General features: G+C 44.2%; 13 protein-coding genes, 1 tRNA gene and 1 pseudogene. 3 read left to right on the top strand and 12 right to left on the bottom strand.

Features of this window, described 5'->3' with window-relative positions:
- Window positions 1-13 precede the first annotated feature (13 nt).
- The 7 genes from eilA to yicS form a co-directional block, all read right to left on the bottom strand.
- Complete coding sequence (gene eilA, locus ACJHXB_RS17360; protein ID WP_001176836.1) at window positions 14-1711, bottom strand: HilA family transcriptional regulator EilA; 1698 nt, start codon at window positions 1709-1711, stop codon at window positions 14-16.
- A 202-nt stretch (window positions 1712-1913) separates the two neighbouring features.
- Entirely contained in the window at window positions 1914-3263 is a 1350-nt protein-coding gene (locus ACJHXB_RS17355) for an IpaD/SipD/SspD family type III secretion system needle tip protein (RefSeq protein ID WP_000608458.1), read from the bottom strand.
- A 43-nt stretch (window positions 3264-3306) separates the two neighbouring features.
- Window positions 3307-4437 (bottom strand): hypothetical protein, encoded by a 1131-nt coding sequence (locus ACJHXB_RS17350; protein ID WP_000183750.1) that lies wholly within the window; start codon window positions 4435-4437, stop codon window positions 3307-3309.
- Window positions 4438-4449: 12 nt separating this feature from the next.
- Window positions 4450-6231, bottom strand: coding sequence for a type III secretion system translocon subunit SctE (locus ACJHXB_RS17345; protein WP_087890865.1), 1782 nt, complete (start codon window positions 6229-6231; stop codon window positions 4450-4452).
- A gap of 55 nt (window positions 6232-6286) precedes the next feature.
- On the bottom strand, window positions 6287-6469 hold the full coding sequence (locus ACJHXB_RS17340) for a hypothetical protein (RefSeq protein WP_001024524.1): 183 nt from the start codon (window positions 6467-6469) through the stop codon (window positions 6287-6289).
- Window positions 6470-6478: 9 nt separating this feature from the next.
- Window positions 6479-6976, bottom strand: a complete 498-nt coding sequence (locus ACJHXB_RS17335) for a SycD/LcrH family type III secretion system chaperone (protein ID WP_000443173.1) — start codon at window positions 6974-6976, stop codon at window positions 6479-6481.
- 301 nt (window positions 6977-7277) lie between these two features.
- The gene (gene yicS / locus ACJHXB_RS17330; protein ID WP_001306625.1) at window positions 7278-7571 is read right to left on the bottom strand and encodes a protein YicS; all 294 of its coding nucleotides are present in this window, start codon (window positions 7569-7571) and stop codon (window positions 7278-7280) included.
- A 209-nt stretch (window positions 7572-7780) separates the two neighbouring features.
- On the opposite strand from yicS, the gene nlpA reads away from it, so the two are divergent.
- Window positions 7781-8599: a lipoprotein NlpA gene (gene nlpA / locus ACJHXB_RS17325; RefSeq protein ID WP_097446918.1), complete on the top strand. Its 819-nt coding sequence runs from the start codon at window positions 7781-7783 to the stop codon at window positions 8597-8599.
- Window positions 8600-8602: 3 nt separating this feature from the next.
- Here the strand turns inward: nlpA and ACJHXB_RS17320 are convergent, their stop codons facing one another.
- The 4 genes and pseudogenes from ACJHXB_RS17320 to ACJHXB_RS17305 all read right to left on the bottom strand — a co-directional run bounded on the left by ACJHXB_RS17320 (window position 8603) and on the right by ACJHXB_RS17305 (window position 11552).
- Window positions 8603-9526: a carboxylate/amino acid/amine transporter gene (locus tag ACJHXB_RS17320; RefSeq protein WP_000535959.1), complete on the bottom strand. Its 924-nt coding sequence runs from the start codon at window positions 9524-9526 to the stop codon at window positions 8603-8605.
- Window positions 9527-9636: 110 nt separating this feature from the next.
- Window positions 9637-10821 carry a sugar efflux transporter gene (locus ACJHXB_RS17315; protein WP_001172868.1) on the bottom strand — a complete coding sequence of 395 codons (1185 nt, stop codon included), beginning with the start codon at window positions 10819-10821 and terminating at the stop codon, window positions 9637-9639.
- A gap of 441 nt (window positions 10822-11262) precedes the next feature.
- Window positions 11263-11379 (bottom strand): annotated as a pseudogene (rhuM, locus tag ACJHXB_RS17310) (RhuM family protein); the annotation flags it as partial.
- A 78-nt stretch (window positions 11380-11457) separates the two neighbouring features.
- Window positions 11458-11552: transfer RNA gene (locus ACJHXB_RS17305), tRNA-Sec, on the bottom strand.
- A gap of 292 nt (window positions 11553-11844) precedes the next feature.
- Here ACJHXB_RS17305 and ACJHXB_RS17300 point away from each other — a divergent pair.
- Both ACJHXB_RS17300 and yicI read left to right on the top strand, forming a co-directional pair.
- Entirely contained in the window at window positions 11845-13227 is a 1383-nt protein-coding gene (locus tag ACJHXB_RS17300; protein WP_001521624.1) for a glycoside-pentoside-hexuronide family transporter, read from the top strand.
- Window positions 13228-13236: 9 nt separating this feature from the next.
- Window positions 13237-15555, top strand: coding sequence for an alpha-xylosidase (gene yicI / locus ACJHXB_RS17295; RefSeq protein ID WP_097446917.1), 2319 nt, complete (start codon window positions 13237-13239; stop codon window positions 15553-15555).
- Window positions 15556-15607: 52 nt separating this feature from the next.
- Here the strand turns inward: yicI and ACJHXB_RS17290 are convergent, their stop codons facing one another.
- Complete coding sequence (locus tag ACJHXB_RS17290; protein WP_001469036.1) at window positions 15608-17317, bottom strand: AsmA family protein; 1710 nt, start codon at window positions 17315-17317, stop codon at window positions 15608-15610.
- Window positions 17318-17421: the final 104 nt, after the last annotated feature.

The raw sequence follows: 17421 nt of genomic DNA, 5'->3' as shown, positions 1-17421 counted from the left end.
TTTATCTTAGTTCTTACGCAGAAGTACGCATCACACCGATAGTATTAAATTCATTTTTTACACTGAGCAAACGGGGGTCATGAAGCAAAACATTTGACCATAAATCATTGTCTTTAATTAATTGTTGCCAGCGCCTTTCATATTCTTTTTTACCATACACAGTGTAAATCAACGGCAAAATAACACCATTGATTTTGTTGGTGTTAATATTTGCCAGTAACTTCATAATGTCATTTTTTATAGATGCGCCATAGATCAGAAATTTCGTATAAAGCGAGTTAACACAGGTGTAATCAAGACCATGTTCAGGCTCAAGTTTAAGCAATAAACTTTTGGCTTTGTCATTATGTCCTTTCAGTGCCATGAACATAGCCAGAATAGAGGTAATAATTGGATTATTACAGGTGTTTTGACTGTTAAGATTTAATGCAAAAGATATCGCGTTATCGAGGGGGGATGTGTAATAAAGTATAATTAATTTAAGAATGCTTATACCCATTTTATTGGGTTCAAGAGCAATACTTTTTTCTATTAGATTAAATGCTCTTGCAAGGTCACCGTTCAAAAAACATAGCAGAGACTGATAATAATAAACGTCTGGCGAATTAGGTTTGAGTAAATGTGCTTGCTTAAATAGCACATTAGACACTGAATGTTCATCTTTTAGCCCACTGATTAAACCCAGTAAACCCAATGCCTGAGAATTTGAAGGGTTAATTTCAAGAGCCTTTTCAATGGAGGTTACTGCCGTAGTTATTGCTTGTTTTTGTTCACTGAGTCCAAGGAGGGCTAATGATATATGGCATTCCGCCAGGCAACAGTAGGGCAAGGTATTTTGCGGTTGCGTACTCACACAATCTCTAAATATTACTAATGCTCGTTTCAAACTCTCTGGTGTATAACGGTACATTTCCATTCTGCCATTCATATACATAACAGCAGAATCCAGAGATGGCATTTGTTGTGTATTAATAGATTTAAAATTAATGTTGGGTATTTTTTCAATAAGAATATTAATTACTTGTGATAATAATACGGAAAGAGGATTATCGGGATTGAAATCAATACTTTGATGATCAATCAATTTATGTGTTCTGGCATGAATTAACTCAATAAATAAACGCCAGTTTTTACCATAGTGAACGACCTGACCCATAATATAATATTCTGGACCTGTTTTATTGATAAACTGATGGATAGTGGAGAAATCACTGGCCTCATTTGTTACCGAAGCGGGTAAAATATCTAAACCACAAAAAGCATATTTTGAAAGGCCCTGGACAAGTTCGTAATGGAGTTTTAGAACATTGATCGAACCTTCGGTACGAAAGGGAAAAACGGCAAGAGTGGTGGTCGACTTTACCGGTTCATTATCGGTCACAATCACAATAGGTACAGTAAAACGGTATCCACGACCATAGACCGTTTCGATATACTTACACTGTTTATTCTCATGCAAAAGTTTGCGCAATGCATAAATACATCGTGTTAGAGATTCATCACTGGCAACACTCGCGCTCCAGACCTTATCGATAATCTCTTCTTTGCTAACAATTTCACCGTCAGCATTAAGTAATAGAATGATAACGCCAAGTTCTTTCGGTGGAATATGATATTCTTTGTTTTTGAATAATAATATTCCATTGTTTTTTAATACAAAGTCGCCAAATATATATTGTTGTGTATTATTTTTTCCATGTTGCAGTTGCATAGAACGCTCCTTCCGTTTTCTCTATTCATAGTATTAATTTGATCAATATAAAATAAAGTATTGGCAGAATTGCTCTATCAAAAAACGCTCATTTTGTAAGATTGTGATGAAGAAATGAATGAAAGGTGATGCTTAATAATATAAAACGCTGGTCCCATTTTTCGGGACCAGATAGTGGATGATAATTGTGGGTGTTACTTAATCAGAAACGTAAATAATCCTTCGCTGAATCAAACAATGCAGTAATGGTTGACGATAATAATTTGATAATTGTATCGTAGGTAGAGTTGGCTGTACTGTATTTAGTCGTGATAACCTGCACGTCGGTTTTCATGTTTTCTGCCTGGCCGTTATAACCCGCCAGCCATGCCTGGTATTCAGCCGTGCTTATTTCGTAGCCGGTGAATTCTTTAGATATATTTTTTTCCTTCCCTTTATCGTCCCTGTGTACCATTGAGTCTGAAGACTGACTCATACTGTCAATAATCTGAGGGTTGGGAATAATAACATACAGACCGCTACCTTGCGGTTCAACTTCGACAATCGGAGAAGGTGTGCGGTGTTTGGGATCGGGTGGAATTACCGGAAGACCTAAAGCGGCGCACCATTTTTCTGCTTCTTCCAGTGGAACGCCAATTTTGTCAGCTGGTGCCGGAGGGTATAAAACATAGTCTGGATTGTAATGATAGTGGAAATCACCATTAGGATATTTATCGATATAATAAAAATGCATCAAGGCCTTTTGAAATGCATTGACATCAAAAACTATCGCATCGCCTTTTTTATTCGAGTGAGTCCATTTTCCCATATTGCTTTGGATATGTTCACTGAAGTCCTGCCAGTATGCGCTCATTATCTCAACGCTATTTGCATAGATTTCGAGGTAGTCGCTACCGAGCACACTCATCAAATCAGCAATATCACTGCATATATATTTATCACTTTTAAATTCGCTTGAACTACTGGCCGTTAAAGTACTGCTGGTTGCTGAACTTCTCACTTCAGGTGCAGAACTCTCTAAAGAAGCGACAGCGTGAGTTAAGGTTCCTTTGGTCGTTGCCATTGCAATTGACCCGGTTGTGTTGTGAGCAACGTCAGCAAGGGTTTTTCTCACAGAGTTATGCAAGGTCAATATTTTAGCGGGATCCTTTAATTTTCCGTCAATAGTATTAACATTTTCTGTAAGCTGCAGAACGTTTTTTATCAGCGAATAACTTTCGTGTAAGAGCGCAGATCCTTTCTCTGACAGGTTCTCAGTTGGGAAATTTCTGAGCATGTTTTTAACGAAGTTGAGTTGTATGTCATGCTGGCATTTCCAGTCTTCATTTCGCGGGCTACGTTCACTGACTAAAGTTGATAGTTTTTCAACATCTTTCTTGAGCATAGCGCCAATATTATTATCCTTACTGGCGCTGTTATACAAATTACCCTCGCTTTTGCTGTTTCCCAGTTGATGAGGCTCCTCACTTTGCGAGGATGCCTCTTTAAGAGGAATGTTTGCATTCTGCTGACGTAGAATATCTATATTTAAATTATTATCTTTATTAATCATGTGTCATTCCTCCTTAAATATAAGGAACTATTATTGCAATAATTTATGAGCGGATGCCTTGAACGATAGCACTATCAGTATCAATAATAGTTTGTATTATTTGCTGTAATAAATTGAGTGCCTGATCTCTTCCTTGAACATCACGATTAATTTGATCCAGATAGCTACTCATAACTGAATGCATAACATTTTTAGCCTGTTCAACAATGTCTTTTTCTGCATGAGTATATTCTGCCGCTAAAGTACCGCTGGATTGCATTGTACTGCCAAAAGCTTGAAAGAGATGATGAGAATTAGAAAGAGAATGATAACGACTAAATTTTTTATTATGACTATCAATTTGTTGTTTATCAGCAATTTGCTTATTGATACTATCTTTTTCTTTTTCTAATTTACTAAGTTGTTCTTGTTTTGTGTCATTTTCAACTTTAGTATCGTTTGATAATGTTTTTTGTTCTTTTTTTATATCAGAAAGTCTGGCTTTTGCTTTTTTCACATCTTCTTTTGACTTTAACTTCTGTTGGTCTTCCGGTGTGTCTGTTTTTTGTTCCTGGTTTGGGGTGACATCATCTATTTTACCTGCAGGCTTATTATATTCTGCCTTCGCGATTACTCCAACTCCAACCACATTAACAATTGCACCCGCTGCGGCACCAGCTAAATTTTCCTTAGATGAATTAATTGTTTCTTTACTCTGAAATTGGACAAGCTCTTCAAATAGGATGCTCATGCTAGCCTCGGCCTTGGCAGAGGCATTGTACATTGATGTAAAGACTCTTAGAAAGGCCTCCATAATGTTCTGTTGCCTCATCGTCAAATTATCTAACATATCGAGAATATTAAATGTTATGGTTTTCTCTTTTGACTCAGCAGACTGACAGGATGATTTTGTCGCTATGGCAGAATTTTGATTTATATTATGTAGTGTATTCTTAGCATAATTAAGACCATCTAGTACCTTACATTGTAATTCAGGAGAGAGAGCACGGACAGACTCTATCAGACTAATAAATTTAGTATTTGTGTCAACTTTAATATCATTTGGCGCAAAACTTTGCAGTATTTTTTTAGCTTGTGATACTCTTGTTTCATAAGCAGGTTGTTCATCGAATGTTGTTTTATCGAGATTCTTATTATGAGCTGTATTGTTTATATTGCTAATATTATTGGTCATTTTTGAATCCTCTTATACGATAGAATGAGAAGCAAATTTCAAAGCTTCAGTTCGGTGTTGTAATACACGCACCATCTGAGCAACCTCTTGTTCAACGGTTTTATCTATCCTTTGCATCACTGTAAGCATTTGTTCGCGCGTTTTTGATAAATTACTCATATCCTGCTGAAGAATTTCCATATCTGCGGAATTCCCAGATACAAATACATTCATGGTCGATGTTGCTATTGAACACACTGCTGCGCTAATTTGTTCAAGTCCTTTGGCTAATTTTGCGAGTAATAATATCAGCTCTGCTGATTCTGTTATTTTATTGCCCACAGCATCTAATGCAGACATGAATTTTTTTGAAACAGATTTAATGATGGTTTCTACGGTTGATTTTATACTCTTTGTTATTTCTTTTGTGATTTCTTCAGCAGCAGTTTTTGATAGCGCCTTTACAAGTTCACTTATTGCGACAGAACAAATTACCGCTGCACCAATCATTAATGTTACCATAACAATAGAGGCGGCTGTAGTTGAGTAAATATCTTGTACCAAATCAATAGTCGTTTGTTTAACACCAAAGACGTCCAGAAGAGCGCAGATTGCCAGTAGCGTGGGGTCATATTTTGAAATAATACCCGCAAGACCCTCAGTAAGTTTTCCTAAAATCCAACCGGTAGCCGTGGTGCCCAGAGCGATTTGACAGATGATATCAACACCTAATACTACTGCCCCCGCTATTCCTCCAATAAGTGCCACTGCTCCAGCAAAGCTTGCTCCAGCACTTGGAATAGAAGCGACAATACCTACAACAATTAAGACTGCACTTACGGCAAAGGTAACTACAGTTATACACTCAGTAATGATTTTTACAACTTTTGTCCATTTAGTATATTTACGCGCTGTTTCATTGAGTTTATTTTCCCTGACATGGTTAATCTCTTTCATTACCTCAGATTGATTTTTGATCGATTCGCAATTGGTATCACCAATAACTTCCATTACTGAGGTAATCAAAAGGATAAATGTGGCTGTCGCGTTTCTGTTTTTCTGGTTTTCCTGGGTCAGGCAAATATTGGTGGTAAAGTTATTAATCTGTTCTTGCTGTTGAATTTCGTCAAAAATTTCCATACTTTGGCCGATCGCAGCATCAGCATCCATAATGGCTGTATTTAACGATTTCTCAGCTAACGATTTTTTTTGTAATGACAGCGTGAGTGTTTTCTCAGCCGCATTTTTTTGCGTCAGTACTTTATTATATTGCGGATCGCCAGGTTGCAGTTGCGACAGCTCTTGATTCAATGTGTTGACTTTTTTCTCCAGCGATTGCACCTTTTTATCGACCGCATTGTAATTATTATTGGCCTGATGCATGATGTCGTCGGCTTTTTGCGCGGAATCTAATGACGAGGAGTAAGCGTCACTTAATTCACGAAACTTATTATGTGCCATTTCGTGTCGAAGCAGGGTGCTGTCAAGGTTATTATGCAATCGTGTTGTAATATCCTGATCGGCAATGCCTGTTAGATTACCCAAAATCATCGTCAGGCGGGCATCGTTCGTCTTTGCTGTAGTGGCGTTGTCTGAATCTAAAACCTGCATTTCAGGCGGAGCAAGCATCGGTTTGTTTTCAAGACGAGCGCGAATATCATTATCAAGGGATTTCGGGTTTTTATTAAGCCGCATGGGATCAACTTGCGTTTTGTTGCTGTCCTGCAGTCTTTTTTCCGCATCGCTATACTGTGTGCGCAATGTTTCGCTGATTTGTTCAAACGTGATCGTTTGTCCCGTAATCGGTGCCGACATAATTCACCTCCTTTTTAAGCTATCATCGGGTGTAATTAATTCTTTTTTATTTAACTCATGGCAGATGTTTATTCCCATCTAAAATGGCATCAACGGGAAAGTAAGTAATGTGTTTATTGTTATTCTTCTCATTTATTTTATCGCCATGGTTATTTTTTAAATCAACCGGGGCTTCCTCATGATATTTCCTGATTAACTCTTCAGGCGTAAAAGAAGAGTTTTTTCCGTTTATGTTCATTTTGCCGACTCACTCTGTTTGAACTTCCTCTTCGGTATTGGCTGTCAAGAGTTCAAGATAAGCAGTAGCCATCTCTTTAACTTTTTCATTTTGGCTGTAGGTTACGACTGTATTAAATAACTCCGTGGCCATTTTAGTGTTTTTTAAGCCCATCTGGCATTGGCCCATATAATAAACCAAAGAGAAATCGTTATCGGGAGATAGCATTAAACAGATATGATACATGTCGAATGCCTTTTGATAATCTTTCTTCAACTGACAGACGGCGGCATATCCTTTTAAATAGTTATAATTTTGGAAATCATAAATACAGAGAAATTTAAAAAAGAGCTCAGCTTCGTCAAGTCTTCCTTTTTCATAAAAGTTATAAGCGTAAGCATAAACGCCTTCAAGGGTATCCGGAGTAATGCCATGCAGCTCTGCAAGTGTTGCTCCCATACCTAATGCACGTTCGAACTTACTGGCAATTTCTTTATTTTCTTCTAAATCCAGATTTGCGCTTTCCATCTCTACTCTCTCCTTTCGAACATTCTTTGTTCAGACTTCACCATTTTTTAGAGGGGGGTGATATCAAAATTCGCTCATTTTTATGCCCATCCGTTGGGCTTCCTTTTCTGCATTAAAAACAAGTATTGTTTCAATGAGATAAGATTTTCTATGTGATGAAATGAAAACAATGTAGAGGGAAATTCCTCCACAATCCTGATGAACGGGTGCAATTTTGATTGGAATTTGAAAAAGCAGGTGATTTACTGATGTGCGAGCGTACGTCAGCGGCTGCTGGCCTGAGCGCGGAGGTGTGCGAAATTCACATATCCGGGCATTCCACCTTACCCAGCGCTTCCCAGTAGTTATTCTGATTATTACGCTCCATCGCCACAATAGCTTCGCGGATATGTTGTTTGTTACTCTCATCAGACAACATTAATTTTTCCCACGCTTCGTCTGATAATGACGCCTGTGGCGTGCAAATTTTACGTAAATCTTGCAATACCGTGGTCTTTTCTTTTGCCGACTGTAGAGAACTGAATGGCGATTCGGCCTGAGAAATGGCTGGGAAAGTCAGGAATACGGTAATCATGAGTAGCATCGTTGGCTTCATAGCTGCAACCTTCTGCAAATGTGCATCGAATGAAGCATAAGTGTAGTTTGCTTTTGCCGCTCTCATCATGCTGTACGAAAGGTGTTTGCGTGGTCAGTAAGAAGTGCCAGTTTTATATACCTTTTTCTTCTATTCGATAGCTTTTCGTTTTTTAAATCGTAGTGATCTTGCCATTATAGTCAGTTAACGATTAAAAAAAGGATAAAAAAGTGAAACTGACAACACATCATCTACGGGCGGGGGCCGCATTATTACTGGCAGGAATTCTGCTGGCAGGTTGCGACCAGAGCAGCAGCGATGAAAAGCACATTAAAGTGGGCGTTATTAATGGCGCAGAACAAGATGTCGCGAAAGTCGCTAAAAAGGTGGCAAAAGAGAAATATGGCCTCGATGTTGAACTGGTAGGATTTAGCGGTTCGTTGCTACCGAACGATGCGACAAATCATGGCGAGCTTGATGCGAACGTCTTCCAGCATCGACCCTTTCTTGAACAAGATAATCAGGCGCATGGTTATAAACTGGTAGCGGTGGGAAATACGTTTGTCTTCCCCATGGCGGGTTATTCCAAAAAAATCAAAACAGTGGCGCAAATAAAAGAAGGCGCGACAGTGGCGATCCCCAACGACCCGACCAACCTTGGTCGCGCGCTTTTACTGTTGCAAAAAGAGAAGCTAATTACTCTGAAAGAGGGAAAAGGGTTACTACCTACCGCGCTGGATATAACCGAGAATCCTCGTCATTTGCAGATTATGGAACTCGAGGGGGCGCAGCTCCCGCGCGTACTGGATGATCCCAAAGTTGATGTGGCGATTATCAGCACCACTTACATTCAGCAGACCGGGCTTTCTCCGGTGCACGACAGCGTATTTATTGAAGATAAGAATTCGCCGTATGTGAATATTCTGGTAGCACGGGAAGATAATAAGAATGCAGAAAACGTGAAGGAATTTCTGCAATCTTATCAATCATCCGAAGTCGCTAAAGCGGCAGAAACCATCTTTAACGGTGGCGCGGTGCCTGGCTGGTAATTCTCACTCATCCCGCGCCGGACGATTTATTTTTCTGGCGCGGCGACGGGAATCCATTGAAATCAAAATTACCGATGACAGAATCAGCAGCGTTCCCAGCCAGTCCGGTAATGTGAACGTGATCCCCAGCAACAGCAAAGAGAGTAGCGCGCTACTTAATGGTTCTGCACAGCTCAAAATGCTGGCTTTTGGACCGCCAATTAATTGTGCTCCTTTCAGGTACAGGCTAAATGTCAGAGATGTACCAATGACCACCAAATAAAAAAACGCCAGAATCAAACTGCCGTTAACGACAAAGTTTGTTCCTTGTCTGGCATAAAAAGGCAACAGAATCAGACCGCCGATCAGCATACTCCAGCCGACGACAGGCAACGTGCCATAGCGGGCAATCAGCGTTGAGGGATAGGTGGTATAGAATGCAGCAGCAAATGCCGAGGCAATGCCCCAGAATAACGCGGCAGGAGAGATCGATAATGACGTCGGATTACCGTGTGTCACCAATAAAAAAGTCCCGACCAGCGATGTCAAAATAGCGCAAAAAACCAGAATGCCCGGGCGCGATTTACGTACCAGTGAGAACCAGGCGACGATAATCGTCGGTGAGAGGAATTGCAGCACCGTTGCCGTGGCTGCGTTCGATTTTTCGATGGTTAGCAAAAAAGTGAGCTGTACGGTTAGCGCGCCAACCACGGAAAAAATCAGCAGACTAATGGCATCTTTGTGATTGTTAATAATAGAAAAGATTTTATCGCCATGAACAAATGACAGCGTCAGCAGAATCAAACCGGCGAATATCAAACGCGTCATAGTCAAAAACTGCGACGACATCTGGCTTTGCTCCATGATGTATTGCGCGCAGACCCCTGAACTTCCCCACAACACGGCGGCAATCAGAACGTTCAGCATCCCCTTTCTGGTGGAACCCATTTTTCCCTCTGCATACTGTTTTGTCGTTTATGTATGCAGGCATGATAGCAAAAATGGCGAGGATGGCTCTGTTTGCGCCACGCCGATTTTTCTTAGCCCAGACTGGTGAGCTAAATATCTTTAATAAACAGCAGGCAAATCATCGCAATACCCAACATCCCTATCGCCAGCCAGAACAACGCGTGGTAGCTCCAGATTTCAACCATAATTCCGTCAACAGAGCCGGCGATAATCCAGCCGACGCGTGAAGTGTTTGCATATAACGTTGTCGCAGAGCCTATTTTTTCAGGCATCAGGTCCTGAAAATAAAGCATGCCGATACCACAGAGAATACCAAGGAAGATGGCATTAAGAATTTGCAATTCCAGCTCAACTGCCGGAGTCGTCGCCATGAGTACGCTGGCATAAAAACACATTCCACTCACGATAGCAATGAGCATTAATAGCCGCTTGCCAATACGTTTCATGTAATAGCCTGCGATTAACATCATCGGAATTTCCAGACCGGCAGCAATACCAATCATTTCTCCAGCCAGTTTATCGGTTAGATGCAGTTCATCAATAATAAATAGCGGCATATTTATCATGTAGAGATTATTCGCCGCCCACATCATTGAACAGACCACAAAAAGTAGCCGTGTATCCCGCTTTCTATGGATGGAGGGTAAAATTTCTACGGGTTGGGTAACGACAGGAATATTTCTTTGTATTGATGGCAAAAACAACCAGACTATTAGCCCGCAAACAACAAATGCGATGGCTGCGGTGAGATACATCACTTTAAAACTAAATCCCATTGCCAGTTCATAAGCGAGCGGTGGCCCGATAACCCAGGCAAGCGAGATCTGAGCACGTAAAAATGTACTGAACATTACCGTCTCACGGCCTGTTCTGTCAGCGTGTTCACGGGCGAGGGCGAACATTTGCGGGTTTGCGGTGGAAGCAAAACTACTCAGAAGTACGCCCGTTGAGAGGAGAATGAAGTAGTTGCGATTCCACGCAAAAAGCGTGCAGGCCAGCACTCCAAATAAGCAACATAGCAGGATCAGTAACTTACGGTCGCCTTGTTTATCGGAGTGCCTTGCCAGAAATTGACTGACCAGAATTCCCATAATAGCGCTACCGGTGAAGAAAAAACCTACCATTATAGGACGGGCTTTCAGTTCATCTGCGAGGAATATACTTAGGGTGGGAGTCTGGAGAGCGCCCGCAATACCAGTCAGAAAGGCGACAAGTAAAAATGCCGCGGCAGTGAGATCAAGTATTTTTGATGGAGTGGTAGCCGTTTTTTGCATTCTTCTGAATCACCGGGCGACAAAATATAACTGAGTTACAAATAAGTACCAGTCGAATGAGTATTGTATTAAGAATTTTTGAGTATCGCTGATACAACCAGAAAGCAATGCTAGCGCAATATTATAGGGCCAGCAATTGAGATTATTAGCAAAAGCATGTTAAGAATTAATTACCGAATTTATATATTAATTATAGTAAGGCAATGAGCTATTTTTGATAGTAAAAATAAAACAAGTTGATTTGATATATTAAATCAAAAAATTAATCTTGATGGCAGTCTGATTATTGGTGAAGTTTATAGGTCAGTTTTTTTCGCCAGCGGTTAAAGAAATAGAATAGTCGTATAAAAAAGGGTGTGCAGAAGCGTGTAAAACAACATCTTCACCTTAATGGCGATACAGTTGGCTGAGAGTCAGCAGGGGGCAAATCACCTGCAATTAAACACGGCGCATGCTGGTGCGAATATCGCGGATGCGTTCGAGGACAGAAGAACCGACAGGCGGATTCTTCAGTCGCTCATCGTCCATCATAAAACCTTTGATCAGGTATTCCTGAAGCCGATTGAATATTGAGCAGTAGAAAATCTCTGGATTGACAGTATTACAAGGGGTTGGAGAACGTATGAAGAGGCATTTTGGCGGAAGATCACAGGAGTCGAACCTGCCCGGGACCGCTGGCGGCCCCAACTGGATTTGAAGTCCAGCCGCCTCACCGGAGACGACGATCTTCCGCGCCTCGATTGCTACATGGAGGCGGGGCGCATTATAGCTACTTCCTTGAGTTTCTACATCCCCCAGATCAGTTTTTTCCGCCTAATACACGCAGCGTATTATCACGAAAGCATTATAATTCATATAAAACCCATATTTTACAATGATATATGAGCGGAATTAACGCTACCACGATCACATAAAACAAGAATCATAAATTAATAACCAGATATCGGAATATTCGCTCTCACAGGGATGGTTTACAAAATGCGTTATCGGTCTCAGCACCCCTATAGCATCAAGGAAAAGCAGATGAAGAGTGAAGTGTTGTCCGTTAAAGAGAAAATTGGTTATGGCATGGGAGACGCCGCCAGCCACATTATTTTCGATAACGTAATGTTATATATGATGTTCTTTTATACCGATATTTTTGGCATACCTGCCGGATTTGTCGGAACCATGTTTTTGGTCGCTCGTGCACTGGATGCGATTTCCGATCCTTGCATGGGGTTGTTGGCCGATCGAACGCGCTCTCGCTGGGGTAAATTTCGTCCGTGGGTACTGTTTGGCGCACTGCCATTTGGGATCGTCTGTGTACTGGCCTATAGCACGCCAGATCTCAGTATGAACGGAAAAATGATTTATGCAGCAATTACTTACACCCTACTTACCTTACTTTATACCATCGTTAATATCCCTTACTGCGCATTGGGTGGTGTAATCACCAATGACCCGACTCAGCGTATCTCGCTGCAATCCTGGCGTTTTGTGCTGGCGACCGCGGGAGGCATGCTCTCTACTGTGCTGATGATGCCGCTGGTTAATTTAATTGGTGGTGATAATAAACCACTCGGTTTCCAGGGCGGTATCGCGGTCCTTTCCGTGGTGGCATTTATGATGCTGGCATTTTGTTTCTTCACCACTAAAGAACGCGTTGAAGCACCACCTACAACGACGTCTATGCGGGAAGATTTACGTGATATCTGGCAAAACGACCAGTGGCGTATTGTCGGTTTCCTGACCATTTTCAATATTCTGGCGGTATGCGTACGCGGCGGGGCGATGATGTATTACGTCACATGGATTTTGGGTACGCCGGAAGTGTTTGTCGCTTTTCTTACCACTTATTGCGTGGGTAACCTGATTGGTTCCGCACTGGCGAAACCGCTGACCGACTGGAAATGTAAAGTCACTATCTTCTGGTGGACGAACGCCCTGCTGGCAGTGATTAGCCTAGCGATGTTCTTTGTTCCTATGCAGGCCAGCATCACTATGTTTGTCTTCATCTTCGTGATTGGTGTGTTGCATCAACTGGTGACACCTATCCAGTGGGTAATGATGTCCGATACCGTCGACTACGGCGAGTGGTGCAATGGTAAACGCCTGACCGGGATCAGTTTTGCTGGCACGCTGTTTGTGCTCAAACTGGGGTTGGCCTTCGGCGGCGCTCTTATCGGCTGGATGCTGGCTTATGGCGGATATGATGCGGCAGAAAAAGCGCAGAACAGCGCCACGATTAGCATCATTATCGCGCTATTCACGATTGTTCCGGCGATCTGTTATTTGCTGAGCGCGATTATCGCTAAACGCTACTACTCACTCACGACGCACAATCTGAAAACCGTTATGGAACAGCTGGCTCAGGGCAAACGCCGTTGCCAGCAACAATTCACCTCTCAAAAAGTGCAGAACTAAGGAACGGCAATGAAAATTAGCGACGGAAACTGGTTGATTCAACCTGGCCTCAATTTGATTCACCCGCTTCAGGTGTTCGAGGTTGAAGAGCAGGGTAATGAAATGGTGGTCTATGCTGCCCCTCGTGATGTGCGTGAACGTACCTGGCAGCTTGATACGCCTTTATTTACGCTGCGCTTTTTCTCCCCACAGGAAGGTATTGTCGGTGTACGGATTGAGCATTTTCAGGGGGCGCTGAATAACGGTCCTCATTACCCGCTCAATATTTTGCAGGACGTGAAGGTCACAATCGAAAACACAGAACGTTACGCTGAGTTTAAAAGTGGCAACTTAAGTGCGCGTGTCAGCAAAGGTGAGTTCTGGTCACTGGATTTTCTGCGTAACGGCGAACGTATTACCGGTAGTCAGGTGAAAAATAATGGCTACGTGCAGGACACGAATAATCAACGAAATTATATGTTTGAGCGGCTGGATCTTGGCGTTGGCGAAACAGTTTACGGTCTGGGAGAGCGCTTTACTGCCCTGGTGCGCAATGGCCAGACGGTAGAGACCTGGAACCGGGACGGCGGCACAAGTACTGAACAGGCGTATAAAAATATTCCGTTCTATATGACTAACCGTGGTTATGGGGTACTGGTCAATCATCCTCAATGCGTCTCTTTTGAAGTGGGATCGGAGAAAGTCTCCAAAGTGCAGTTCAGCGTTGAGAGTGAATATCTCGAATACTTTGTTATCGACGGCCCGACGCCGAAAGCGGTACTTGATCGTTATACCCGTTTTACTGGTCGTCCGGCGCTGCCGCCCGCGTGGTCCTTCGGCCTGTGGCTAACCACTTCATTTACCACCAACTACGACGAAGCGACGGTAAACAGCTTTATCGATGGTATGGCGGGACGCAATCTGCCACTGCATGTTTTTCACTTTGACTGTTTCTGGATGAAAGCCTTCCAGTGGTGCGATTTTGAGTGGGACCCGCTGACTTTCCCGGACCCGGAAGGGATGATCCGCCGCCTGAAAGCGAAAGGGCTAAAAATCTGCGTCTGGATTAACCCCTATATCGGGCAAAAATCCCCTGTCTTTAAAGAGTTACAAGAGAAAGGCTATTTACTCAAACGCCCGGACGGTTCGTTATGGCAGTGGGATAAATGGCAGCCAGGTCTGGCGATTTATGACTTTACCAATCCGGATGCCTGCAAATGGTACGCCGACAAACTGAAAGGTCTGGTCGCGATGGGCGTTGATTGCTTTAAGACCGACTTTGGCGAACGTATTCCAACCGATGTTCAATGGTTTGACGGTTCCGATCCGCAGAAAATGCATAACCATTATGCGTACATCTACAACGAACTGGTGTGGAACGTGCTCAAGGACACCGTTGGTGAGGAAGAAGCCGTCTTGTTTGCCCGCTCAGCCTCCGTCGGTGCGCAGAAATTCCCGGTACACTGGGGTGGCGACTGTTACGCTAACTACGAATCAATGGCGGAAAGCCTGCGCGGTGGTTTGTCTATTGGCCTTTCAGGTTTTGGTTTCTGGAGCCACGATATCGGCGGCTTTGAGAATACCGCTCCGGCGCACGTTTACAAACGCTGGTGCGCGTGTGGTTTGCTCTCCAGCCATAGCCGTTTACATGGCAGCAAATCTTATCGTGTGCCGTGGGCCTACGATGATGAGTCCTGTGATGTGGTGCGCTTCTTCACGCAACTGAAATGCCGCATGATGCCGTATCTGTATCGTGAAGCTGCTCGTGCGAACGCGCAGGGTACGCCGATGATGCGGGCCATGATGATGGAGTTCCCGGACGATCCGGCTTGTGATTACCTTGACCGTCAATACATGTTAGGCGACAACGTGATGGTTGCGCCGGTGTTCACTGAAGCGGGCGATGTGCAGTTCTACCTGCCGGAAGGTCGCTGGACACACCTGTGGCACAACGATGAACTCGACGGTAGTCGCTGGCATAAACAGCAGCACGGCTTTCTGAGTCTGCCCGTTTATGTGCGTGATAACACCCTACTGGCGCTGGGCAACAACGATCAACGTCCCGATTACGCGTGGCACGAAGGCACGGCATTCCACCTCTTTAATCTGCAAGACGGGCATGAAGCCGTCTGTGAAGTGCCCGCTGCTGACGGTTCGGTGATCTTTACTCTAAAAGCAACACGTACTGGTAACACGATTACTGTGACTGGTGCGGGTGAGGCGAAGAACTGGACACTGTGCTTGCGCAATATTGTGAAAGTAAATGGTCTGCAAGGCGGTTCGCAGGCTGAAAGTGAGCAGGGGCTGGTGGTGACGCCTCAAGGGAATGCGCTGACAATTATGTTGTAATCTATTGATGGAATGCCGGGTACGTCTGAGTCGTACCCGGCGAGATTGATTTTTACTGCACCGGCTCTGTCGATGTAACTTCGCTACTGGAAACGACGCCCGCATTCATGGTTTGGGTCACTTGATGTTTTTCGGCGTTAACCGCATGGAGTTGCCCGCTAACCGTAGGTTTCAGCGGGATATTGGCCTGAATATCGCCGCTGGCGGTAAGCTGAATATTGCCGTCGCCAGTCAACGGTAATTCAGGCCATCCCCACTGTTGCAAAATATTCACCGGCACACCGCGTCCATTCAGGCTGATATGGGTCTGACGTTGTGGCGTCTGTGAAACACTGGCGGTGGCTTCCAGAATGCCTTTTTCAGTAAATGCACTCAGTTCGCTGATATTCACCGTGCTGCTGTTGGCGGTCAGCGCCAGCGATGGGCGACGAACATCAACACGATTGAATGTCGCGGCGGCGGCATTCAGATTCGCCGAACCACTCCAGACGCCCCATTTATGATCGGTAACCAGCGTCAGGTTGGCACCGTAACCATCGAGCGCGGTGAGCTGCCACGGGAAGTCAGGGTCGATATCAATGATCAGATTGCGGCTGGCGCTAAATCTCTTCAGTTGCAGGCTGTTTAACCAACCCGGTGTCGTTTCCATCCACAATTGTTGCCAGTTTTTTGGCAAGGTATATTCCAGTCCGGCGATTGCCGCATCATCAAGGATCAACGTTTTCCCGTTGCGCAGCCAGTTCCCTGACGTTCTGACCATGCCCCCTTCCCAGCGGCTGGTGAACTGACGCAGTGCTACACCCTGCGGGGAAAATTCCGCGTTTATAATCGGGTCAAATAAATGCAGCGAACCATAAATGAACTCGCTAGCGTTCATCGACAGTTTGCCTTCCTGTGTCTGCCAGTCATCTTTACTGAAGGTCATGTTGCGCAAGCTGAGATCGAGGTCGGTCACCGCCCAGTCCGGACCTTGCAAACGAGCATCGATCACTTCCAGGCGACCAATCTGCAACGACGGGACAGAGCGTAATGGCGCAAAGAAGTCGGTTAGCGATTTTTCGCTTTGTAGACGTATATCCGCCATGCGCAGGTTTTCCACTTGCCAGCTGCCGTCGGCGTTACGCTGCGCGTTTCCGGTTAATGTCCCGCGGGCGATGTCGGCACCCAGGTTAGTCAGCGTAACGCGATCGTTATCAATACTGCCTTCAATCAGTACATTGGTGGCAGGAACATCATTGAGCGAAAGCGATCCGGCACTAAACTGAATCTGCGCCTTCGTACCCAGCACTTTACCGGCTTTTGGTGACCACGGAACTACGCCGCCATTTACCCGCTGCGCGCTCAGTTTCCATTCGCTATTCGGGCTATTAAACGCCATATCACGCAGTTGCAGACGATCGGCTTTGAACGGTAGCGGCGCGGTCTGGTCGGTGAGATTCAGCGTCCCGTTTTCCAGCAGGATGGTATCGACATGGCGTGGTTCGGTCAGTTGCCGACTGCTTAGCGCAATGTCGACACTTTTTGCCACCAGGGTCGCGGGCTGGCCATCACGGCCGAACGTGACGTTCTCCAGCACGATATGAGATGGCGCGGAAAAACGGTGATCCATCGCCCCGAAGGCCAGATGATAGTCGCTATTCTCGGAAACCCATGCGCTGATATGTTCTGCTCCCCAGCGGGTTTGCAGAAGAAAATAGAGGCCAGCGATCACCACTAACAGAGCGATGAAAATGTAGAGAAGCAGCTTCCCAATAAATTTCATGGTCTTCCATCCCGTGAAATGCACATAAGGGAGTTATGCACGATTTACGCGCAATCCTCAAGGCGGGAATGGTGAAAGAGGTGAGACTGCGGCGGTAATTATCT

It is taken from the genome of Escherichia sp. WS3227_2 (assembly GCF_046486495.1).
GTDB lineage: Bacteria > Pseudomonadota > Gammaproteobacteria > Enterobacterales > Enterobacteriaceae > Escherichia > Escherichia coli.
This window is presented reverse-complemented; position numbering and strand designations above follow the sequence as displayed.